Source organism: Burkholderia lata, assembly GCF_000012945.1.
GTDB lineage: Bacteria > Pseudomonadota > Gammaproteobacteria > Burkholderiales > Burkholderiaceae > Burkholderia > Burkholderia lata.
The window spans coordinates 1,064,988-1,087,340 of the sequence record NC_007511.1 but is presented as its reverse complement, the minus strand read 5'-3'; the positions used below and the strand labels follow the sequence as shown (position 1 = coordinate 1,087,340).

21 protein-coding genes and 1 pseudogene are annotated in these 22,353 nt (G+C 65.9%); 11 read left to right on the top strand and 11 right to left on the bottom strand.

Going from position 1 to position 22,353, the window contains the following annotated elements; all coding sequences use genetic code 11:
• Positions 1-42 precede the first annotated feature (42 nt).
• From BCEP18194_RS27630 to BCEP18194_RS27620, 3 genes are all read right to left on the bottom strand, one after another.
• On the bottom strand, positions 43-1,389 hold the full coding sequence (locus tag BCEP18194_RS27630) for an ABC transporter ATP-binding protein (RefSeq protein WP_011354579.1): 1,347 nt from the start codon (positions 1,387-1,389) through the stop codon (positions 43-45).
• A gap of 11 nt (positions 1,390-1,400) precedes the next feature.
• Positions 1,401-3,152, bottom strand: a complete 1,752-nt coding sequence (locus BCEP18194_RS27625; protein ID WP_011354578.1) for an ABC transporter permease — start codon at positions 3,150-3,152, stop codon at positions 1,401-1,403.
• Positions 3,153-3,233: 81 nt separating this feature from the next.
• Positions 3,234-4,823, bottom strand: a complete 1,590-nt coding sequence (locus BCEP18194_RS27620) for an inorganic phosphate transporter (protein ID WP_011354577.1) — start codon at positions 4,821-4,823, stop codon at positions 3,234-3,236.
• 255 nt (positions 4,824-5,078) lie between these two features.
• Between BCEP18194_RS27620 and BCEP18194_RS27615 the strand changes: the two genes are divergently transcribed.
• From BCEP18194_RS27615 to BCEP18194_RS27600, 4 genes are all read left to right on the top strand, one after another.
• On the top strand, positions 5,079-6,023 hold the full coding sequence (locus BCEP18194_RS27615) for a metallophosphoesterase family protein (RefSeq protein ID WP_011354576.1): 945 nt from the start codon (positions 5,079-5,081) through the stop codon (positions 6,021-6,023).
• Between the two features lie 25 nt (positions 6,024-6,048).
• Positions 6,049-6,381 (top strand): cupredoxin domain-containing protein, encoded by a 333-nt coding sequence (locus BCEP18194_RS27610; RefSeq protein ID WP_011354575.1) that lies wholly within the window; start codon positions 6,049-6,051, stop codon positions 6,379-6,381.
• A 94-nt stretch (positions 6,382-6,475) separates the two neighbouring features.
• The gene (locus BCEP18194_RS27605) at positions 6,476-6,937 is read left to right on the top strand and encodes a cupin domain-containing protein (RefSeq protein ID WP_011354574.1); all 462 of its coding nucleotides are present in this window, start codon (positions 6,476-6,478) and stop codon (positions 6,935-6,937) included.
• 211 nt (positions 6,938-7,148) lie between these two features.
• On the top strand, positions 7,149-8,288 hold the full coding sequence (locus BCEP18194_RS27600) for a patatin-like phospholipase family protein (RefSeq protein WP_011354573.1): 1,140 nt from the start codon (positions 7,149-7,151) through the stop codon (positions 8,286-8,288).
• Between the two features lie 274 nt (positions 8,289-8,562).
• On the opposite strand, the pseudogene BCEP18194_RS27595 reads toward BCEP18194_RS27600, so the two are convergent.
• The 5 genes and pseudogenes from BCEP18194_RS27595 to BCEP18194_RS27575 all read right to left on the bottom strand — a co-directional run.
• A pseudogene (locus BCEP18194_RS27595) lies at positions 8,563-9,531 on the bottom strand (D-2-hydroxyacid dehydrogenase family protein); the annotation flags it as partial.
• A gap of 128 nt (positions 9,532-9,659) precedes the next feature.
• On the bottom strand, positions 9,660-10,820 hold the full coding sequence (locus BCEP18194_RS27590) for an alpha/beta fold hydrolase (RefSeq protein WP_011354571.1): 1,161 nt from the start codon (positions 10,818-10,820) through the stop codon (positions 9,660-9,662).
• A gap of 85 nt (positions 10,821-10,905) precedes the next feature.
• Complete coding sequence (locus BCEP18194_RS27585; protein ID WP_011354570.1) at positions 10,906-12,270, bottom strand: MFS transporter; 1,365 nt, start codon at positions 12,268-12,270, stop codon at positions 10,906-10,908.
• Positions 12,271-12,292: 22 nt separating this feature from the next.
• Complete coding sequence (locus BCEP18194_RS27580) at positions 12,293-12,985, bottom strand: HAD family hydrolase (RefSeq protein WP_011354569.1); 693 nt, start codon at positions 12,983-12,985, stop codon at positions 12,293-12,295.
• Between the two features lie 92 nt (positions 12,986-13,077).
• Positions 13,078-13,389 carry a winged helix-turn-helix transcriptional regulator gene (locus BCEP18194_RS27575; RefSeq protein ID WP_241025182.1) on the bottom strand — a complete coding sequence of 104 codons (312 nt, stop codon included), beginning with the start codon at positions 13,387-13,389 and terminating at the stop codon, positions 13,078-13,080.
• A 256-nt stretch (positions 13,390-13,645) separates the two neighbouring features.
• On the opposite strand from BCEP18194_RS27575, the gene BCEP18194_RS27570 reads away from it, so the two are divergent.
• Complete coding sequence (locus BCEP18194_RS27570; RefSeq protein ID WP_011354567.1) at positions 13,646-14,188, top strand: carboxymuconolactone decarboxylase family protein; 543 nt, start codon at positions 13,646-13,648, stop codon at positions 14,186-14,188.
• A gap of 34 nt (positions 14,189-14,222) precedes the next feature.
• Here the strand turns inward: BCEP18194_RS27570 and BCEP18194_RS27565 are convergent, their stop codons facing one another.
• Positions 14,223-14,729 (bottom strand): winged helix-turn-helix transcriptional regulator, encoded by a 507-nt coding sequence (locus tag BCEP18194_RS27565; RefSeq protein ID WP_011354566.1) that lies wholly within the window; start codon positions 14,727-14,729, stop codon positions 14,223-14,225.
• Between the two features lie 160 nt (positions 14,730-14,889).
• On the opposite strand from BCEP18194_RS27565, the gene BCEP18194_RS27560 reads away from it, so the two are divergent.
• From BCEP18194_RS27560 to BCEP18194_RS27550, 3 genes are all read left to right on the top strand, one after another.
• Positions 14,890-15,681: an SDR family NAD(P)-dependent oxidoreductase gene (locus BCEP18194_RS27560; protein ID WP_011354565.1), complete on the top strand. Its 792-nt coding sequence runs from the start codon at positions 14,890-14,892 to the stop codon at positions 15,679-15,681.
• A gap of 38 nt (positions 15,682-15,719) precedes the next feature.
• A complete protein-coding gene (locus BCEP18194_RS27555; RefSeq protein ID WP_011354564.1) occupies positions 15,720-16,139 on the top strand; it encodes a tautomerase family protein in 420 nt (139 codons plus the stop codon).
• A 90-nt stretch (positions 16,140-16,229) separates the two neighbouring features.
• Positions 16,230-16,553 carry a hypothetical protein gene (locus BCEP18194_RS27550; protein ID WP_011354563.1) on the top strand — a complete coding sequence of 108 codons (324 nt, stop codon included), beginning with the start codon at positions 16,230-16,232 and terminating at the stop codon, positions 16,551-16,553.
• A 135-nt stretch (positions 16,554-16,688) separates the two neighbouring features.
• On the opposite strand, the gene BCEP18194_RS27545 is transcribed toward BCEP18194_RS27550, so the two are convergent.
• Positions 16,689-18,071 (bottom strand): APC family permease, encoded by a 1,383-nt coding sequence (locus BCEP18194_RS27545; protein ID WP_244273088.1) that lies wholly within the window; start codon positions 18,069-18,071, stop codon positions 16,689-16,691.
• Positions 18,072-18,161: 90 nt separating this feature from the next.
• Positions 18,162-19,766: a carboxylesterase/lipase family protein gene (locus tag BCEP18194_RS27540; RefSeq protein ID WP_157687252.1), complete on the bottom strand. Its 1,605-nt coding sequence runs from the start codon at positions 19,764-19,766 to the stop codon at positions 18,162-18,164.
• Between the two features lie 117 nt (positions 19,767-19,883).
• Between BCEP18194_RS27540 and BCEP18194_RS27535 the strand changes: the two genes are divergently transcribed.
• From BCEP18194_RS27535 to BCEP18194_RS27525, 3 genes are all read left to right on the top strand, one after another.
• Positions 19,884-20,438: a TetR/AcrR family transcriptional regulator gene (locus tag BCEP18194_RS27535; RefSeq protein WP_011354560.1), complete on the top strand. Its 555-nt coding sequence runs from the start codon at positions 19,884-19,886 to the stop codon at positions 20,436-20,438.
• Between the two features lie 392 nt (positions 20,439-20,830).
• Entirely contained in the window at positions 20,831-21,139 is a 309-nt protein-coding gene (locus BCEP18194_RS27530) for an ArsR/SmtB family transcription factor (RefSeq protein WP_011354559.1), read from the top strand.
• Between the two features lie 82 nt (positions 21,140-21,221).
• Positions 21,222-22,283: an alkene reductase gene (locus tag BCEP18194_RS27525; RefSeq protein WP_011354558.1), complete on the top strand. Its 1,062-nt coding sequence runs from the start codon at positions 21,222-21,224 to the stop codon at positions 22,281-22,283.
• Positions 22,284-22,353 lie beyond the last annotated feature (70 nt).

Genomic DNA, 22,353 nt, shown 5'->3' with positions numbered 1-22,353 from the left:
CGTCACCACCCGGCGTGACGAGATGCGGTGTTCACTCGACTTTCAGCTCTCGACATCCTCGAGGCTGAACACCTCGGTCTTGTCGTTATACGAGAACACTTCGCCGTAACGGCCCCAGTCGATCACCGCGTCGAGCGTTTCCTCGGCCGCTTCGTCGGACAGGAAATCCTCCAGCTCCTGCTCGAAGCGCACGCGCGGCGCACGATGGCCCGGGCGCTCGTTCAGTACCTTCCTGATCCGTGCAGCCAGCGGCACGTGCTTCAGCAGGTGATCCGCGAACATCAGCTTGCGTTCCTGCGTGCCGAATTCCGCGAACACGCGTGCGGGCGGCGTCAGGAACACGTCCCCTTCCCGCACGTCCGCGAAGCCGAGGTACTGCAGCACTTCGGCGATCGGGAACAGTTCGTCGACCTCGAGGTGCAGCGTACGCGCGATTTCCGGCATGTCCGCGCGGCCGTGGTACGGCGCCATCGCGAGTGTCTCGATCAGGCCGGCCATCAGGTTGGTCGACACGCGCGGCATCCAGCTGCCGAGCTCCAGCCCCTTCTTCGTCGCCTCGTTGGTCTGGCGGGCGGTCATCTTCGCGTAGATGTCGTCGACGAGCTTGCGGAAATCGGTATCGAGCCGGTTGCGCGGATGCTTGAACGGCACCTTGATCTCGGCGATCACGCGGCCCGGGTTCGACGACAACACGAGGATCCGGTCGCACATGAACACCGCTTCCTCGATGTTGTGCGTGACGATCAGCACCGACTTGATCGGCATCCGGCCTTGCGTCCACAGATCGAGCAGGTCGGTACGCAGCGTCTCGGCCGTCAGCACGTCGAGCGCGGAGAACGGCTCGTCCATCAGCAGGATCGTCGGATCGACGACGAGCGCGCGCGCAAAGCCCACGCGCTGGCGCATGCCGCCCGACAGCTCGCGCGGGTACGCGTTCTCGAAGCCGTCGAGACCGATCAGGTCGATCGCGGCGAGCGCACGCTCGCGCCGCTCGCGCGCGCCGACGCCGAGCGCTTCAAGGCCCGCTTCCACGTTCTGCAGCACGGTGAGCCACGGGAACAGCGCGAAGGTCTGGAACACCATCGCGACGCCTTCGGCCGGGCCGCGCAGCGGCTGACCGAGATAGGTCACTTCGCCGCCGGTCGGCTCGATCAGCCCGGCGATGATGCGCAGCAGTGTCGACTTGCCCGAGCCGGAGCGGCCAAGCAGCCCGACGATCTCGCCTTCGCGCAGCGACAGGTTCGCATCGTCGAGCACGAGCAGTTCGCCCTGCGACTTGCTGAAGCCGCGGTTCACGTGCTCCACGCGCAGGATTTCATCGCCGAGGCGCGGCGGCTGCAGCGGCTGGTTCGTCTTGACGGGGGCGTTGATAACGTTCGAATTTTGCATCGCGCTTACTCTCAATCGAGACGGAGCCGGGATTCCGCATAGGCGTACATCGGACGCCACAGCACACGGTTGAACAGGGTAACGAACAGGGACATCACGGCGATGCCCAGGATGATCTTCGGGAAATCGCCGGCGGCGGTGGTCTGCGCGATGTACGCGCCAAGGCCGTGAGCAACGACCTTCGTGTCGCCCCACTGCACGAACTCGGACACGATGCTCGCGTTCCACGCGCCGCCCGATGCGGTGATCGCACCCGTCACGTAGTACGGGAAGATGCCGGGCAGGATCGCCTGACGCCACCACTGCCAGCCGCGGATGCGGAAATTCTTCGTCGCTTCCTTGTAGTCGTTCGGATAGGACATTGCACCGGCGATCACGTTGAACAGGATGTACCACTGCGTGCCGAGCACGATCAGCGGCGACAGCCAGATGTCCGCATTCAGGTGGAAGTGGACGATCACGATCACGAACACCGGGAACAGCAGGTTCGCCGGGAACGCGGCGAGGAACTGCGCGAGCGGCTGGATCTTCTCGGCCAGCGCCGGGCGCAACCCGATCAGCACACCGAGCGGCACCCAGATCACCGACGCGATCGCGATCAGCACCAGCACGCGCAGCAACGTGATGAGCCCGAGCACGAGCACGTGCCCGACTTCGCCCATCGTCACGCCGGTCGCGACAAACGTGACGACGCGCCACACGACGTACACAGTCAGCAGGATCACGAAGGTGCCCCACACGATGTCGCCGATGCGCGACGAACTGCGCGACGACGCGCCACGCGCACGCGTGCCCTTCATCGACGGAAAGCGCAGCGGAATCCGCGCGGCCTGCGACAGCAGCCAGCCGGCCGGCACGAGCAACTGATGGATCAGGTGCGTGCGGCGCATCATGTCGAGCAGCCAGGATTGCGGCGCATCGCCCGACGCGGTGTTCTCCATCCGGAACTTGTCGGCCCATGCGACGAGCGGGCGGAACAGGAACTGGTCATAGGCGAGAATCACGACCGACATCGCGACGATCACCCAGCCGACCGCGCCGAGGTTCTTGTCGGAGATCGCCTGCGCGAGATACGCGCCGATGCCCGGCAGCGTGATGGTCTGGTTGCCGACCGTGATCGCTTCCGATGCGACGACGAAGAACCAGCCGCCCGACATCGACATCATCATGTTCCAGATCAGGCCCGGCATCGAGAACGGCACCTCGAGCTTCCAGAAGCGTTGCCACGGCGTCAGGTGAAAGCCGCGCGAGACTTCGCTCAGGTCGCGCGGCACCGTGCGCAACGACTGGTAGAAGCTGAACGTCATGTTCCATGCCTGGCTGGTGAAGATCGCGAAGATCGCGGCCAGCTCCGCACCGAGCACGCGGCCCGGAAACAGCGCAAGGAAGAACGTGACGGTAAACGAGATGTAGCCGAGCACCGGCACCGACTGCAGGATGTCGAGGATCGGAATCAGCACCATGCCGGCGCGGCGGCTTTTTGCGGCGAGCGTGCCGTAGACGAGCGTGAACACGAGCGAAGCGACCATCGCGGCGAGCATCCGCAGCGTGGTGCGCAACGCATATTCGGGCAGGTTCGACGGATCGAGCGAGATCTTCTGCGTCTGCAGCACGCCGATCGGCGCCATCGTCTGGTGGAAGCCGACGATCGCCATCGCGAGCAGGCAGATGATCAGCGGAAACGCGACGGCATCCCAGCGGTTGGGCAGCACGCGCCACGCCGAAGCGTTCGCGGTGCGGTTCGGATCGAAACTGATATCCATCGGTAGCGTCTTGTGTTGAATTGAAAATCGATGGGACCAGCCGCGCAATGCGCGGCCGGACGTCGCGCCCCCCGGCGCGGGTCAGAACAGTCCGTGCAGTACCCAGTACAGGCCGGCCGACAGCGCGATCGATGCGGGCAGCGTGAGCACCCACGCGAGCACGAGGTTGCGCACCGTATCCCAGCGCAGGCCCGCGCCGCTGGCCGTCATCGTGCCGGCCACGCCCGACGCGAGCACGTGCGTTGTCGACACCGGCAGCCCGTATGCGTCGGCCATCCCGATCGTCAGCATCGCGACGGCTTCGGCCGATGCGCCCTGCCCGTAGGTGAGATGCGACTTGCCGATCTTCTCGCCGACCGTCACGACGATCCGCTTCCAGCCGACCATCGTGCCGAGGCCGAGCGCGATCGCGACGGCGACCTTCACCCAGGTCGGGATGAATTTCGTCGCGCGGTCCATCTGCTTCTTGAACGCTTCGAGCGCGCTCGCGTCCTCGACCGAGAACGCCGGCGCCTTCGCCTTCTCCATCAGCCGGATCGCCTCGGACGCGACGTACATGTTGTTGCGCACGTTGTCGACGAGGTTCTGCGGCACGCTCGAGATGCCGCCGGCCTGCGCGACCTGGTCGGCGATCGTGTCGGTGAGCTTGCCCAATGCCGGGACCGTCGCGGGCGTCAGCTTGTGCGTGCGCACGTACGCCTCGACATCGGCGCGCGGGTCGGCCGACTGTGCGGCCGGGTCCGCGTACTTGACGAGCGTCGTCGACGCGTGACGCGCCACCGCGACGAACGTGCTCGTCTGGTCCGGCGTCACGGCCTTGTTCAGCGCATACGCGGTCGGCATCACGCCGATCAGGATCAGCATGATCAGCCCCATGCCCTTCTGCCCGTCGTTCGAGCCGTGCGCGAACGACACGCCCGTGCAGGTGAGGATCAGCAGCAGGCGGATCCAGAACGGCGGCGGCTTGTTGCCCTTCGGCTCCTGGTACAGCGCCGGCACGCGCACGAGCGCCTTCAGGAGCAGCAGCACGAGCGCGGACAGCACGAAACCGATCAGCGGCGAGAACAGCAGCGCCTTGCCGACGCCGAGCGCCTGGTTCCAGTCGACACCGCTCGTGCCCGACGGGCCGCTGACGATCTGGTTCATCAGGCCGACGCCGATGATCGAGCCGACGAGCGTGTGCGAACTCGACGACGGCAGCCCGAAATACCAGGTCGCGAGGTTCCATGTGACGGCTGCGATCAGCAGCGCGAACACCATCGCGAAGCCCGAGCCGCTGCCCACCTGCAGGATCAGCTCGACCGGCAGCAACTGCAGGATGCCGAACGCGACGGCGCCGCTCGACACGAGCACGCCGGCCAGGTTCCAGAGGCCCGACCAGACGACGGCCAGATGCGGGTCGAGCGAATGCGTATAGATGACGGTCGCGACCGCGTTCGCGGTGTCATGAAAGCCGTTGACGAACTCGAAGCCGAGTGCGATCAGCAGCGCGACGATCAGCAGCAGGAACGGGAGGACCGAGCTTTCCTTGACGGGACTGAGATCGGCACTGAGATGAATGCCGACATAGACGATGCCGCAGGCAATAATCAGAAAAAACAGCGCGAGGCTGATGGTGCGCGTGCGGTTGCTGACCGCACCGCTGGTTTCCGTTGCCGCGAGATTCGGCATGAAGGGGCTCCGGAGAGGTGACTCGGAGTGGCAGGCTATCGGTCGGTCGTGACGCAAATGTGACGTGTCACTTACAAGACATTGACAGGTCATCCTTCAAAAATCCTGCACCGCCGCGCAAGCCGCCAACACGGGTGTTCGACCTTGTAACGCACGGGAATAAATTCGCCGCTGCGCCGGTATGGCACGCGAAGGCGCCGGCTTATTCCAGGACGATCCGGCCGTCCGGTTTCGTCACACGAATGCGAGGCTCACATGTCTTCATCGACCCCCACCAACCCGTCGCGCCGCAAGGCCCTGCAGTGCATGGCCTTCGGCGGCCTCGGCACGCTGTTCACGCTGTCGGGCGGCATCCTGACGCCGTTCGACCTCGCGCTTGCGCAGACCGGCGACGCACTCCCGGCCAACGCGGGCCGCCCGCTGTTCGTGCAGATCAGCGACACGCATATCGGCTTCAACAAGGAGGCGAACCCCGACGTATCGGCCACGCTGAAGCAGACGATCGACCTCGTCAACGGCATGCCGGCGATGCCCGCGCTGGCCATCCATACCGGCGACATCACGCACCTGTCCAAGCCCGAGGAGTTCGATCACGCGTCGCAGTTGCTCTCCGCGCTGCGCGTGCCGGAACTGCATACGGTGCCCGGCGAGCACGACGTTACTGACGGTTCGGGCGCCGAATATTTCGGCCGGTTCGGCAAGGCGTCGGACAACCGCGGCTATTACAGCTTCGATCACGCGGGCGTGCACTTCATCGGCCTCGTCAACGTGATGCACTTCAAGCCGAACGGGCTCGGCAGCTTCGGCGACGACCAGCTCGCGTGGCTCGCGCAGGATCTCAAGGGCCGCTCGTCGAGCACGCCGATCGTCGTGTTCTCGCACATGCCGATGTGGACCATCTACGAGCCGTGGGGCTGGGGCACCGGCGACGCGCCGCAGACGATGGCGCTGCTGCGCCGCTTCGGCTCGGTCACCGTGTTGAACGGGCACATCCACCAGATCGTGTCGAAGGTCGAGGGCAACGTGACCTTCCACACCGCGCGCTCCACCGCGTTCCCGCAGCCGACGGCCGGCAACGGCCCGGGCCCCGTGCCGCTCACCGTGCCGCGCGACCGGCTGCCGTCGATGCTCGGCGTGACGACCGTCGACTTCGCGGGCCATCCGGTTGCATCGTCGCTGCACGATACAACGCTGGCCTGACACACCGAACCCAAGGGAGACCGACATGACCCGCTTCAAGCAATCCAGCCTCATCGCGGCGCTGATCCTGTGCGCCACCACCCCGCTCGCCGCGTTTGCACAAGGCCCGGACGCCACGCTCGTGACGATCCACAACTTCATGTTTTCGCCGATGTCGACCACGATCAAGGCCGGTACGACGATCACGTGGAAGAACCTCGACGGAGAGCCGCACACGGTCGTCAACGATGCCGGCATCTTTCACTCGAGCGCACTCGACCAGAACGATACGTACTCGTTCCGCTTCGACAAGCCGGGCGTCTACAAGGTGTTCTGCGGGATTCACCCGTACATGAAGGAGACCATCACGGTCGAATGACGCGGCGCACCGCGAAACACGCGGACGAATGGCGGACGGCAGGCCGCCTACAATGCCCCCATCCCATTCGCCCGCGTGGCTGACGGAGCCGCCCATGCCCAGGATCGACCTCAGCGCTGTGCCCGAACGCCTCGGCAGCGGCTATCCGCAGCCGTTCGACGCGCCGTGCGCGCAGCGCATCCGCCAGCGCGTCGGCTACGCCGGCGGGCTGCGCGATTTCGGCGTCAACCTGATGCGCGTGCCGCCAGGCGGCTGGTCGAGCCAGCGCCACTGGCACTCCGACGAAGACGAATTCGTCTACGTGCTCGAAGGCGAACTCGTGCTGATCGAGGACGGCGGCGAAACCGTGCTGCGTGCCGGCGACTGTGCGGCGTTCCCGAAAGACTCGGGCAACGGCCATCACCTGGTCAACCGGTCCGATGCGGTCGCCGTGTATCTCGAGGTCGGCTCGCGCTCGCCGGACGACGTGATCACCTGCCCGGACATCGACATGATGAGCCCGAGCCGCGACGGCCGGTTCTTGCACAAGGACGGCACGCCTTACCCGGACGCGTGACGCCTGCTGCTCATGCCGGTGGATACGCGGCCCGAAACGGCGCGAGCTGCCGCACGCGAGCGCACCACCCCGAACCTGCTTGAGGGTCGGATGCGACTGGCGAAGCACCTGCAGCCGCCCGCTGCACTGCGGGCAGCCCTCCGCCGCCGATCGCCTAAACTGAATCGATCCGTTCGGATCCGACCCACCATCACACGCAGCGAGGCCAGCCATGACCGCGAGCCAGCCGGCACGCATGGATCTCCCCGGGCAAGTGGTGCTCGTGCTCCAGGGCGGCGGCGCACTGGGCGCATTCCAGCTCGGCGTCTTTCAGGCGATGGACGAAGCCGGTATCCGGCCCGACTGGGTGGTCGGCACGTCGATCGGCGCGATCAACGCAGCGTTGATCGCCGGGAACCCGCCGGCGTTGCGCTACGAGAAACTGTCCGCATTCTGGCGCCGGGTGACCGAGCGGACCCGTTTCGACACTGCGCCGCTGCTGCCCGGCTGGGACCGGACGCTGGCCGAGCTGATGATCATCGGCGGCGGCATCGCGGGATTCTTCCAGCCCAATCCGGCATCGTGGCTCGGGCCGATGGTCCGCCTCGGCGTCGATCGCGCGTCGTATTACCGGATCGCGCCGCTGCGCGACACGCTCATGTCGCTGATCGATCCCGACCTGCTGAACGCGGGCCACCCGCGCCTGACCGTCAGCGCAGTCAATGCGTGCACGGGCACGATGCGCTATTTCGATTCGCGCGACACGCGGCTCGGGATCGAGCACATCATGAGCTCGGGTGCGCTGCCGCCCGCGTTCCCGGCGATACGGATCGACGGCGAGCCGTACTGGGATGGCGGCGTGTACTCGAACACGCCCGTCGAGGTCGTGCTCGACGACAACCCGCGCCGCAGCTCGATCATCTTCTCCGTCCAGATGTGGAACCCGGCCGGCCCCGAGCCCGAGAGCATCTGGCAGGTGTCGGAGCGGCAGAAGGATATCCAGTATGCGAGCCGCACCGACAGCCACATCGCGCGCCAGCAGCAGATTCATCGGCTACGCCACGTGATCCGCGAACTGGCCCGGCACGTGCCGGAAGCCGAACGCGCGTCGCCGGCGGTGCGCCGGCTCGCCGCGTGGGGCTGCGAAACCACGATGCACCTGGTCAAGCTCGCGGCGCCGCGACTCGCCGGCGACAATCAGTTGAAGGACATCGACTTCACGCCGGACGGCATCGCCGCCCGACGGCAAGCCGGCTACGAAGCTGCACAACGGGCCATTGCGGCACGTCCGTGGGACACGCCGACGGACCCGACGGAAGGCCTGACGGTATTCGACGCCAGCGCGCCGCCCTTGTCGGAAAACCCGGCATGACACGCGGCCCTGCAACCGCGCGCCGACAGCATTGTCACGATCACGTGCGATCGGCCTGAAGCCGGGCACGGCCGGCCGCACTCACCTCGACCATCGCCACGCCGTCACGCGCCGGGTGCCGCACCACGTAGCCGCGCGCGCAGGCTTCCTCCCACACCGGCAAGCGCGGACACGACGTGCGCCACGCATCGATCACCTCGTCATAGGGCCGCCCGGCAGGCCCGATCCATTCGAGCAGGTCGAGGATCAGCGGCTCGATCGACGCCGTTTCGCGCGCGAGTACATCCGGGTTGACCACGTGGATCGGCTGTCCGGCCGCATAGGACACGATCTGGTCGAACACATCCGAAAACTGCGTCTCGTATTCGTCCTCGGTCACGTAACCGATATGCGGCGTACACACGACATTCGGCAAACTCAGCAGCGGATGCCGCGGGTCGCGCAATGGCTCCGTCTCGTAGACGTCCACCGCCGCCATCCCGGGCCGGCCGGCCTGCAACGCCGCTTCAAGCGCACCCGGTGCAACGAGGCCCGCGCGGCTCGTGTTCACCAGCAGCGCGCCGGGCTTCATCCGCCCCAGATCCTCGGCCGTCACGATGCCGCGCGTGGCCGGCACGAGCCGCATGTGCAGCGAAAGCACGTCGCAAGTGTCGAAGAAAGTGTGCTTGTCCGGCGCCGTGCGCCACCCGTCGTCGCGCGCACGCTGCAGCGACGCTTCGCGCGCCCAGACCAGCACGTTCATCCCGAATGCGGCGCCATACCGGGCGACCTCCGCACCGATCCGGCCATAGCCGTAAATCCCCAGCGTGCGCCCGCGCAGCGTCCGCCCGACGCCGATCTGCCAATCGCCGGCCTGCAGCGCGCGCATCTGCTGCGGAATCTGGCGCATCGCGGCAAGCACGAGGCCCCACGTGAGCTCGGCGGCCGCATAGGAAGGCGTGCCCGAATGCTGGTTCGACGACACGATCACGCCGTGCGCGGTGCACGCATCGATGTCGATATGCGGATAGACGCTGCGCTGGCTGATCAGCCGCAGCTTCGGCAGCCGCGCGATCAGCGGCGCGCGAATCTGCGTGCGCTCGCGGATCAGCACCAGCACGTCCGTGTCGCGCAGGCGCTCGGCCAGCGCGTCGACATCCTGCACGTGATCGTTCCAGATCGTGACCGTGTGCCCGTCCAGCTTGCGAAAGCACGGCAGTGTGCGCAGCGTGTCGAAATAATCGTCGAGGATCGTGATGTTCATGGGGAGCGCTCCTGGCAACGCCGTCATCCTGAACCAGGAGCGCTTCGCACGGAAATGAATTTATCTTGCCGATTCCTGCATTTTTCTGATCGATCGAGCTTCACCGTGAGCGGACCTCGCACGCACACTCACTGCCCCGCCGCCCGCAGGTCCGGTGCCGTACCGGCAACGACCGGACACGATGGCGGCAATGCCTGCCCGAACAGCACGGCCAGCCCGCAAGCGGACGTGAACATGCCGAGACCGTCATGCCCGACGCCCGGCACTTCGACGACCTGCTGCGCGAGATCGTCAGGATGCCGCTTCTTCAGGTAGTCGAAATACGCGAGCCCGCGCGCGAGCCGGTACGGGCCTTGCGCCATCGCCGCGCACGAGCGGTCGATGAAGTGGGTGTACGGGTTCGTGTCGGCCTGGCCGAGCAGGTAGACGACATGACGCGCGACATAGCGGGTTTCGAGATCCCGCACGTCCTGCGACGCGACATAAGGCGGCGCCGACTGCAGCCCGTATTTCCACTCCGTCGCGCCCGGGCAGGTTCCGCCTGCGATCGCCTGGCCATCCGGCCGTTCGTCGTCGAAATACAGGTAGCTCGACGGGTTCGCCACCACATAACGCACCGCGATGCCGGCCCGCTCCAGCGCATCGCCTTCGTGCCCGGCTACCGCATAGCGCTGCAGCAACTGCGCGCCGGCGGAATGGCCGATCACGACCACGGTCGACAACGCGGGATACAGGCTGCGGTCGGAGAAATGCGCGAGCAAGGCGTCGAGCGCCGTGAACGAACTGATCGGCCCCGGTTGACGGGCCGCTTCACCGCCTTTCCATCCTTCCTGCGTCCACGCCAGTGTTTGCGCAGGCAACGAAAACGCGCGCGTATCGGCACGCGTCAGGAACTGCGGCGCGACGACCATCGTGCCCTTCCCGGCCGCACCGGCCTTTTCAACGACCTTGAGCCCCGATGCGTAGTACGCGTCGGCATTGCGCAGCGTGCCGTGAATCACGACGAAGACACGTGTGACGTCGGGTGCCGCCTTGTCGACCCGATGGTCGGCGTAGACGGGCAACATCGCGCTGCCCTGCGGCGTGTCGACGGTCAAGCGCTGGTCGGCGACGGCCTTCACCGGTGCTTCGAGACGTTCGCGCTGGGTGGGCGTGGCGGCTTCAACTGGATCCGCGCCACCCAGAACGCCGATGGCTGCCGCGACCGGAATCGCGAACGACAGGATTCGGGCGGCCGGCAACGCGCGTGAGCGCCGGAGGCTGGCAAAGGCAACGGAAATGAGTGACATGGCGACGGATCGAGTGGCAGGTATGACTTTAACGGCGATGGTCGCAGAATCCGTCGCTCGCTGCCGGCCCGTTGCGCAATACGGCTCAGTCGGCCGGCTCGGAAACCCGCCCGGCGTCGGCTCGGGTTTTGCGCGCGTCGCCGCGCGGCGCGTTCCGGCCCTCTGCCGCCGGCGGCAAGTCGCCCGCCGTCACGGCGAGCAACGAGCGCTCGGGATGCACGAACAGCCACAGTACCGCGCCGCAAGCCGCCGCGGCACCGATCACGAACATCCCGCTGCCCCAGCTGCCGGTGACCTTGACGACGAGCGCGAGCACCATCGGACCCGCGACGTTCGACAGCGCACCCCACACGTTGGTCCAGCCCGACATCACGCCGGCGAACGGCCGCCCGAGATCCTGCGCGGCCGACCAAACGACGACCTGCACGAACCCGACGGCCGCAAACGACAGGCACAGCAGCGAGATGACCGCGGCCATCGCATCCGCGCGGGACGCGGCGACCAGTGCCAGCGCACTCACGACGAATCCCGCGACGGCGACCGGCGTGCGCGCCCAGTAGATCGAGCCCGTCTTCCTCAGCAAGCGGTCGCTGACGGTGCCTGCTACGAATACCGCCACGAACACGGCAACCCACGGCAGCGACGCGACCACCCCCATCGCCTTCAGCGACAGTCCGCGTGCGCGCATCAGGTAGGTGGGCAGCCACGTCGTGTAGAAGCTCTGGATCAGCACGAGCAGAAAATACTGGATGCCGAAGATCCAGAAGCGCCCCAACCGCAGGCAACGCATGAGCGAACCCGACACGACCGTGTGGCCGGGCGGCTGGCCGGCCGCGATGTAGTCCACCTCGGCCTGCGTGATGAGCGGATGCGACGCCGGTGCATCGCGATAGCCGAACCACCAGATTGCACCGAGCAGCAGGCCGAGCGCACCGAATCCGTAGAAGACCGCATGCCAGCCGAAATGGACGATCGTCCAGGCCGTGAGCGGCGCCGACACGATCGGGCCCAAATACAGTCCCGAGAGCAGCACCGCGTTGCCTTTCGCGCGCTCGCCGGCCGGAAACCAGCGCTTGAGCGCAACGACGCTGCTCGACCAGTCGGCCGACTGCGCGCCGCCGAGCACCAGCCGGCAACCGAACAGCCACGCGAACGAATTGCCGAACGGCGTGACGATCATCATCAGCGACCACACGGTGCTCGTGCCGAACAGTACGCTGCGCGACCCGAAGCGTTCGGCCGCGCGTCCGGCCGGAATCTGGCCGAGCGCATAGGCCCAGAAGTAAATCGTCAGGATCATCGACATCTCGACGATCGACAGGCCGAATTCGCCCTGGATCGTCGGTGCAGCCACGGCCATCGCCGCGCGATCGAGCGTCATCACGAAGGTCATCGGTGCGACCAGAAACGCGACGATCTTCCAGCGAAGATGGTTCACATGGCGCGCCATCGTGCGGCTCCCGAATCCGGCGTCAGGCGTCGTGCGGGCCGGACGCGTGGCCCGGATCGCGCTGCATTTGCTGCACGATCGCGTCCAGCTCGCCGATATGCGTGCCTACTGCCAGCTTGCCCGCGCGCGCCCATCCGTCGAACGACGTCATCCCGCTCACCGCGCCGACAAACGCCACGCCGGCGCGCTCGGCCGCCTGTGCGTCCACCGCGTGGTCGCCGACATAGATCGCAGCGTGTGCCGGCAGATCAAGCCGTGCCAGTGCCTGCACGAGCCCTTCGGGATCCGGCTTGTGACGCTGCACGTCTTCCCCGCCGATCAGCACGTCGACGAGTGACTGCAAACCGTTACGTTCGAGAATCGCTTCGATCCGGTAGCGAAACTTCGATGAAACGATCGCGACCGCGAGCCCTTGCGCCCGCAACCGGGCAAGCAGCAGCGGCACCTCGGGATAGATATGGGTGCCGGGCACCATGATCTCGTCGGCACGTGCCACGAAGTGACGCGCAAACGCATCGGCCCGCGCCGGTTCAGTTTCGCCCGTCAACAAGCGGAACATCTCGTGCAGCGGCAGCCCGATCACGGCACCGATCTGCGCCGGCGTCGCGCCGGCGGCATCCAGCTGGTGCAACGCGTATTCCGTGCACTCGATGATCGCGGCGGACGAATCCGCCAGCGTCAGGTCGAAATCGAAGATGACAGCCCGAACCGACATGAAAGGACTCCGCAAACGAAGGTAACTCGCGCCCAATGCGCGAACCGGTATGACATTGCGAAGCGCACCCGCGTGCCGATCGTGTCGATCGATCAGCGTTCCTGACCGGATTGCTCGCGATCGGCCGCGTCGAACCCGTCCGGGTCGCGCTTCGCCCATTGTTTTGCCCACCCCAGCAACGGCTGCAATGCCGCCTCGAGCCGCCGGCCTTCAGCCGTCATGCAGTAGCCGCCCTCGCCATGCTCGACGAGACCCGACGCCTTGAGCTCGGCCAGCCTCATGTTGAGCAGGCGCGCATTCGTTTCGCAGGCTTCCTGCAGTGCGCGGAACGTGAGCGGCTCGCCGCGCAGCTCCCACAGGATGCGCAGCGTGGTGCGCCGCCCGAGCAGATCCAGCACGACCATGATGGGTCGTCCCGTCTTCGATCCGCGAACGCGTTGTCCGATCTTGGGTGTGGTCATGCTGTACTTTTTAAAGCATCCATCGCGTGACGTCAACGAATCGATGCGATGTCGTGTGCATGCCGCATTGCAGTGCCGAGGGGATTTTCTTCCCTCTTGCTTTACTTTTTAAAGCACGCCACCTACGCTACCGACTCAGCCATCGGCGACTGCGAGCAGTCACACGCCCCGCCATGAGCACGAGCACGAAGGAGTTCACATGACTCAGCGTATCGCATGCGCAGTGCCGCCGTTCGCCCCCGACATCGCCGCGTCGATCGACCGGATCATGCGCGGCCGCCCGCCGTTGCGCCTCTTCACCACGCTGGCACGCGATGCGCGCCTGTTCACAAAGTTCTTCGCCGCCGGCCTGCTGGACAAAGGCCACCTCGACATCCGGCAACGCGAGATCGTCATCGACCGCACCACCGCGCTGTGCCGGTCCGAATACGAATGGGGCGTGCATGTCTCCGTGTTTTCGCCGGCCGCGGGCTTGACCCACGAACAGATTCGCTCGCTGGCCCGCGGCTCGGCCGACGACGCATGCTGGAGCGATGAGGACCGGTTGCTGATCCGGCTGTCCGACACACTGCATCGGCAGTGCGATATCGACGACGACCTGTGGCAGGCGTTGCGCCCGCATTACAGCGACGAGGCGCTGCTCGAGCTGCTGATGCTCGCGGGCTTCTACCGGACCGTCAGCTACCTCACCAACGGGCTGCGCCTGCCGCCGGAGCCGGGCGCCGCGCGATTCCCGTCATGAACCGCAAGCCGCCAGCGCGACGGCAATTCATGCGTCACGATTCGCCGCGACGCGCGCGCGTCTTCTCGAGCCGCCAGTGCATGACCTCGTCCGCACCGGGCCCGGCCTCCACGCGCAGGTCCGTCCAGTCGATCGGGCTGCCCGTCTCGGCATCGACCACCGCGAGCCGTACCGCATGCCCCGAGCGCGCCTCCATGAAACGGAGCGGCGGCGCCTTCGATTCCGCCTGCCCCCAGGCATCGCCGACCTGCGCGAGCGCCATCAGCACGATGCCGATGTCGCGGCCGCGCGGCGTCAGATGGTATTCGTACCGGTCGGGGCGCGACTGATACAGCCTGCGCTCGATCAGCCCCCTGCCTTCGAGCGCCTTCAGCCGGTCCGACAACGTCGCATGGGTCACGCCCGTGGACTGGCGCAGATCGTCGTAACGCGCCAGGCCGAGCGCCAGATCGCGCACGATCAGCGTGCTCCATCGATCGCCGAGCGCGTCGAGCACGCTGGCGATCGAGCAGGTCATGCCGTCAAAACTCTTGGATTTCATTGCGAATCACCTTTCCTGACTTCGACGCGCAGCCCATGTCGGCGCGCGCGGCGGTAATCGTATCGCATCCGGCAATGCTTGACGGCGCGTCGCCCGCCACTTACTCTGATAATAAGAGTTACGAGAAACCTTGTCAGTCCAACCCCTTGGAGGCTTGAACATGCAGCAAGAAGATCGAGGCGTGATGGTCGTCACTGGCGCGTCGTCGGGTATTGGCGCCGTCTATGCGGATCGTCTCGCCGCTCGCGGCTACGACCTGATCCTGGTTGCGCGCCGGCACGAGCGACTCGCGGCGCTCGCCGACCGGCTCCGGTCCGCATACGGCTGCGATGCGCAGGCCGTCGCCGCCGACCTGTCGAGCCACGACGGCGTCGCGCAAGTGGAGGCGCTGATCGACGGCACCGTCGAGTTCGCCGGCATCGTCAATGCCGCCGGCCTCGGCGCACTGGGCCTGTCGGCATCGGTCGACCCGGCCGCCGTCGACGCGATGATCCGCGTCAACGTGCTCGCGCTGACCCGGCTCTCGCTCGCGGCCGCGCGCCGCTGCAGCGCTACGGGACGCGGCATGATCGTGAACATCGGGTCGATCGTCACGCTGATGCCCGTACCCGGCGCGGGCGGATACAGCGGCTCGAAAGCGTACGTGCTCAATTTCACACGTTCGCTGCACGCCGAGCTTGCACCGCGCGGCATCGCGGTTCAGGCCGTCATGCCGGGACCGGTGCGCACGGAGTTTTTCGGCAACGCCGCCGCGCCGTTCCCGGATGCGCTGTTCATGTCGCCGGAAACGCTCGTCGACACCGCGCTGCACGCACTGGATCACGAGGAATCCGTGTGCTTTCCGACGCTCCACGATCTCGGCGCCTGGCAACAGTTCGACGGCGCGCGCGGCCACCTCCTTCACGCCGTCACGCGGGATGGCCAGCCCGCCGCGCGTTACAGCGCAATCTGAGGCCACATCCGCTCTCTTTCACGAACCGGGGAACACCCATGCCGCTCTGGAACATCTACCATCCCGAACACACCTATACCGACGCCGACAAGCTGGAGATCGCCGGGCGCATCGTCGGCTTCTACGACGGGTTTCTGCCGCGCTTTTACGTGAACGTGCTGTTCCAGCCGCTGCCGAGCGCGTCATTCCTGATCGGCGGCAAGCCGACCGACGACTTCGTGCGGATCCGGGTCGACCATATTGCGCGGCAGATCGAAGACCCTGCCGAGCAGGCGCGGTTCATGCAACATGTCGGCCAGCGCCTCGCGCCGTTCATCGGCGAGCGCGGCCTGCGCTGGGAAATCCATATCGGCGAAACGCCGTTCGGGCTGTGGACGATCGAAGGGCTGCGCCCGCCGCGGCCCGGCACGCCGGCCGATCTCAAGTGGCGCACGGAAAACCGGCCGTCACCGTACTGAGAAACGGCGCCTCCCGGGGCCCGCAGCCTGACCCGGAAGCCCCGGAGGCATCCCCGCCGCACCCCACGATTCGCGAATGGAGGCACTGCCGTGATCACCGAAATCGTCTTCTTCAAGCTACAGCCCGACGTCGACCTGCCCACGCTGCGGGAGCGATATGAGGCGACCGCCGCGAAGTGGGCCGTGAACCCGGACCTGCTGCACAAGTGGTACTTCTACGACGCGGCAACGCACGAAGGCGGCGGCGTGTACGTGTGGCGCACGCGCGAAGCCGCCGCGCGCTGGCACGGCGACGACTACAAGGCGATGGTCGAGCGGGTGTACGGCTTTCCGCCGGTGATACGCGTGCTCGATACGGTCGCGCATGTCGATGCAACGCAGGGGCGGTACGAGATCGTCGGCCTGTCGGGCTGAAGCCGACGTGCATGGATGCGGGGCTCGTCGGTCGAATCTCCCCTGAATCACGAGTCCGGAACACCGTCTCCACGCGCTTCAATATGGATACCTTAGTGATTCGACCATGCCCGTTTCAGGAATGTGTCCGTATGCTCAACTATCGTTGAGAAATCGCCCCAGGCCGTTGTACGTCGCAGGCCGCGCACGTCGCAGCCAAACCGCGAAGCCCGCACCCGCGACAGCAACCGCCGGCGTCGTCCACGGCAGAAGCGAAACGACGGTCGAAGCCGTGCCGGCCATCAGCGATACGTTGCCGATCATTGCGTACAGGAAGTACGCGAATCCGGCGAAGCTCAAGGCAGGGAAAACGGCCCACCGGATGAACCGCGTTTCACGCTCGCGGCGGGCAGCGAAGAAGCGGATGACCGCCAGCGCGGTCAACGCCTGAACGCACACGATCCCGATCGCGGACGGAATGCTGAGGTAGGGTGCAATCACCATCACCGGATCGACTCGATAGGCGGCAAACAAAGCGATCAGCGCGATCATCAGCACGGACTGCAGGTTCGCGGCCCGGACGGGCAGGCCCTTCTTCTCGCTCAATTGCGCGAGCTGCCTGAACGCTATGCCGTCGCGGCCGAGCGAATACCAGTAACGCACGGTCGCATTGTTGAAACTGATGATCGCCGCGAGCATGCTGGTGATCAGCAGTGCGTTGGTGACCACCACCATCTGCTTGCCCAGCACCCGCTCCGTCACGGCGAACCACAGATCCGCGGGCGACTTCACCGCCAGCGCGACGACTTCGGCATAGCCGAACGCATTGGACATCTGCACCGTCGACACGACATAGATCGCCATGACGACCGCGACGCTGACGTAGGTCGCAATCGGAATGGAGCGGCCCGGATTGCGGACATCGTTCGCGTAGATCACCGTCGTCTCGAAGCCCATGTAGGCGACCACGACGAACACCAGCGACGTGCCGAATTTCCCGGTGAACACGTTCGCGGGGTGCAGCGGCGCGAGGCTGAAGTGCTCGACCCCGCCGCCCGTGGCAGCGACCTTGAGGTTGAATGCGACGATCAGCGCGATCTCGACGATCATCAGCAGGAACAGCACGGCGCCGTTGAACTGGACGTTGTTGATCGCGAACGCGTGCACGATGGCTGCCGCGCAGAGTGTGCTGACCCACCACGGCACAGCCAGGCCGGCGAGGTTATTGATGAAATAGCTGATATAGAACCCGAGCAACGCGTAACACGCGAGCGTGATCACAAAATACGACACGACCGCCATGAACGCGGCGCCGACACCCGCCGGCCGGCCAAGCCCCTGCCCGACGTACGCATACAGCGCGCCCGCATTCCCCACATGACGGCTCATCGCCGTGAAACCGACGGCGAAGCACAGGTAGATCAGGCCGACGCACAGGTAGGAACCGGCGATGCCGATGCCGTTGCCGTACGCGACGCCGTACGGCACGCATCCGATCAGACTGGTGAGGGGCCCGTTGGTGGCGAGGACGAAAAACACGATCGCGATCCAGTTCAGGGGGCGCGTGGATGGGGATTCCGAGGTTACCGCTGACGTCTCCATGTCTGCTCCTTGTCGATGATGTATGTGTCACGCGCCCGCGCGCTCGGCGAACAGCGCCTGCCGGCGCTCGGCATCCGGATCCTCCTCGACGCGGCAGACCCGATCGAAAATTCGTGTCGCACGCGCGTCCGGTGTGTAGTGCGGCCAATCCGACCCGCCGCTGGCAGACGGATCGCCGTATCGGGCGAAATCGGCCCACGCGCGCTGCACACGTGCAGCCAGGTCGAACCGCTCGCCACGCGTGTCATCCGAATACCGCGCGTTCGGGAGATCAGCGTCATCCCAGGCCGGCAACGGGTAGTCGAGCATGCCGAATACGAACGGGATTTCGGCGCCGTGAATCGAGTAACGGCCGCCGCAGCATGAGAATGCCCAGTCAAACCGGTACATGAACGTGTTCGCATGCACGCTGTTGCATTCCGCCAGCGCGACCGCCGGCATCCAGAAAAGGACGTCGGTGAGGTCCCTGCCGATCGAGCGAGGCGGTATCGCACGCGTACGCCATGCGACGTCAGACGTTGCCCTCGCATCGTCCGGGCCGATGCTGAATGGCCTCAGGCCGTCCTCCAGCGCATCGCGGTAGCCGCCCGGCTCGAGCGGGCCGTGCGCGAGCAGCCGCGGCGCCAGGAAGTACGCCGATTCGTGCCGGGTCGTGCCGATCATCATCGGCACCGATGCACGCGGGATTCTCGACGCATCGATGACGATACCGTCGTCGACGGGCCAGAATGCGGTATAGCCGTACCGTTCGATCAGGCGGCGCGCGACCGCAAGAACCTGTTCCTCACTGATCGTATCGAGTGCGCGGATGTCGGCGCCAAGCATCGACAGGAACGCATCGGCCCTGACCTTTGCCTGCGCTCGCGACAGCACGGTAAGAAAGGCTCCGCTCTGGACAATCGCCTTGTGAAACAGGCCATCGGCCGACGGCATCATCGTGAGCGCGCAGATCTTCCCGCCACCGCCCGATTCGCCGAACAGCGTCACGTTGCCTGCATCGCCGCCGAACGCACCGATGTGTGCCGCAATCCATTCGAGCGCCAGCACGATATCCTGCTGCCCCACGTTCGCTGCAGACGAAGGGCTGTCGCCCCGATCGCCGAAGTGCAGGTAGCCGAACGCGTTGAGACGATGGTTGATCGACACGACCACCACCTGCTCCTTCTCGGCGAGCACGCGTCCGTCGTACAGGGGCAGGTTGGCGGACCCGGACAGATAGGCGCCGCCGTGCACCCACACCATCACCGGCAAGCGATCGCCGGGCGCCGCCGACGCAGGCGTCCAGACGTTGAGATTGAGACAGTCCAGCGAGTGATCTCCATCGAATTGCCATGCGGGCAAGTCGTCGTTGACCTGCGGACACGCATCTCCGTAGCTGCGGCAATCGCGGAGTCCGTCCCATGCCGGCGCCGGCACGGGCGGCCCGAACCGCCGGTCGCCGATCGCAGCCTTTCCGTAAGGAATGCCAAGAAATCGGCAAATGCCATCCTGGCAGTCGCCACGGATCCTGCCCTGCGGAAGCGTCAGCACGCCGCCGTGGCGCTCGATGCAGTCGTCGATCGTGGGGAGGCTTGCATGTTCGTTCATCGTTCTATCCATGCCCGGGTAGAGGGGTTCGAGGTTCGCTGGCACAAACTATACCGTCCAGCCGGTACAGCACCGAACGCAAAAAAAATGGCAAAGGGAATTTGTATAATGCACCGTCCAGCCGGTACGGCTCATTTCAGTAAATTTTCCGCGCAATTCCCGATGAACGAGAATATCGATAGCGAAATTGGCGATACCAAGAGAAAAATATTCGAAGCCTCGCAAAAAATCCTGCAGGACAAAGGCATCCTGGGATTAACCCTTGCAGAGGCCGCGTCGGTTGCGGGCATCAGCAAGGGGGGGCTGCTCTATCACTTCTCGAGCAAGTCGGAACTCCTCGCAGGGCTGCTGCATTTCGAAGCGACCACCTTCGAGCAGGCCGTGACCGACGCCGCGCTGGCGGACGGCCAGCCCGGGGCATGGACCCGCGCGTACATCATCGCAAGCTCCGAGCAAGCGCTTCAGGGCAGGAGCCTGTCGGCCGTGATCGGCAGCCTGCTCCTGGAGCCGAGCCTGCTCCCCGTCTATGCGGGCCACGCTGCCCGCTGGACGGAATTGCTGAGCCGGGACGCGTTGCCGGAACGAACCGCGCGGATCATCCGCTTTGCCGTTGAAGGACTGTGGTTCGATGAAGTGTGTGGGGTACGCCCGCTGGACCCGACGCAGCGCAAGGAATTCATCGACGAATTGCTGGCGATGACACGGTCGAACGGCTGAAGCACGCCGACGTGCGGCGGGCGCGTACCGGCCCCGCGTCGATTCGGCAAGCCACCGGTTCAAATGACGAAGGTGCGGCGCGCAACACGTTCCGCCGCGCAGCTCATCGTCGATAGAAGCCGTCCATGAACTCCCCTGCTTCCATCAAGCTCCCCGATCTGCCCCCGATTTTTGTCCGAAGCAGCTTGAGCGTCCATCGTTGCCAGCCGCTGCGTGTCACGCCTCGCCGAACGATCTTGGCGTCAGATCACCCAGCCAGCCTCGATGCCCCGCGACAGCCGTTCACTATCAACCCCATTGGCAGCAATGCTTTCAAACATATCGTCAGTTAACGATATAAGATTCGCCCATCGACGATACCTTGTTGCCCGACCGACACACCCAACCTATCCATGCCGACCGAACTCGACATCGACGCGATCCTGAAAGCGCTCTCGAACCCCGTGCGCCGGGAGATCCTCAACTGGCTGAAAACGCCGGGCGAGCATTTCCCGAACCAGACGCTGCCGTATGAACACGGCGTCTGCGCGGGCCAGATCGACGCGCGCTGCGGGCTGTCGCAATCGACCGTCTCCGCACACCTCGCGACGCTGCAACGCGCGGGGCTCGTGACGTCGACACGGATCGGCCAGTGGGCGTTCTTTCAGCGCAACGAGGCCGTCATCGACGCATTTCACGACGCCCTGCGCCGCGAACTCTAGTCAACACGGCCGAACCGGCCATGCGGAGCGCTGTCGCCCATGACGCGACGGTTTCCCGCCTTTCGTGAAGAGGTTATTTGCCATGCCCACCCTGTTCGATCCCGTCACCCTCGGCGACCTGACCCTGCCGAACCGCATCGTGATGGCGCCGCTCACCCGCTCCCGTGCCGGTGCGACGCGCGTGCCGAACGCCCTGATGGCCCGCTACTACGCCGAGCGCGCAACGGCCGGCCTGATCATTACCGAGGCCACGTCGGTCACGCCGCAGGGCGTCGGCTACGCGGACACCCCCGGCATCTGGTCCGACGAGCAGGTCGAAGGCTGGAAACAGGTGACGCAGGCCGTGCATGCGGCCGGTGGGCGCATCGTGCTGCAACTCTGGCACGTCGGCCGGATCTCCGACCCGGTGTTCCTGAACGGCGACCTGCCGGTCGCGCCGAGCGCGATCGCCGCGGGCGGCCACGTGAGCCTCGTGCGTCCGCAGCGCCCGTACGTGACGCCGCGCGCACTCGAGCTCGACGAAATCCCGGGCATCGTCGCCGCATACCGCAAGGGTGCGGAGAACGCGAAGGCGGCCGGCTTCGACGGTGTCGAGATCCACGGCGCGAACGGCTACCTGCTCGACCAGTTCCTGCAGGACAGCACCAATCGCCGCACCGATGCCTATGGCGGCCCGGTCGAGAACCGCGCACGCCTGCTGCTCGAAGTGGTCGACGCTGCGATCGACGTGTGGGGCGCCGGCCGCGTCGGCGTGCACCTTGCACCACGCGGCGACGCGCACACGATGGGCGATTCCGATCCGGCGGCAACGTTCGGTTATGTCGCGCGCGAACTCGGCCGTCGCAAGATCGCGTTCATCTTCACGCGTGAGTCGTATTCGGGCGATCACTTGAGCCCGCGCCTGAAGGAAGCGTTCGGCGGCCCGCTGATCGCGAACGAGCAATTCACGCTCGACACCGCACAGGCCACGCTTGCAAGCGGCAACGCCGACGCGATCGCATGGGGCAAGCTGTTCATCGCGAACCCCGACCTGCCGCGCCGCCTCGAACTCGGTGCGGCGCTCAACAAGCCGGTGCCGGAAACGTTCTACGCGGAAGGTGAAACGGGTTATACCGATTACCCGGCGCTGAGCGACGCGGCCTGATCGCACGGCAGGCCATGCGCGATGAACGGCGGGGCCCCACCCGTCCGTTCGTCGCGCACACCACCACCGG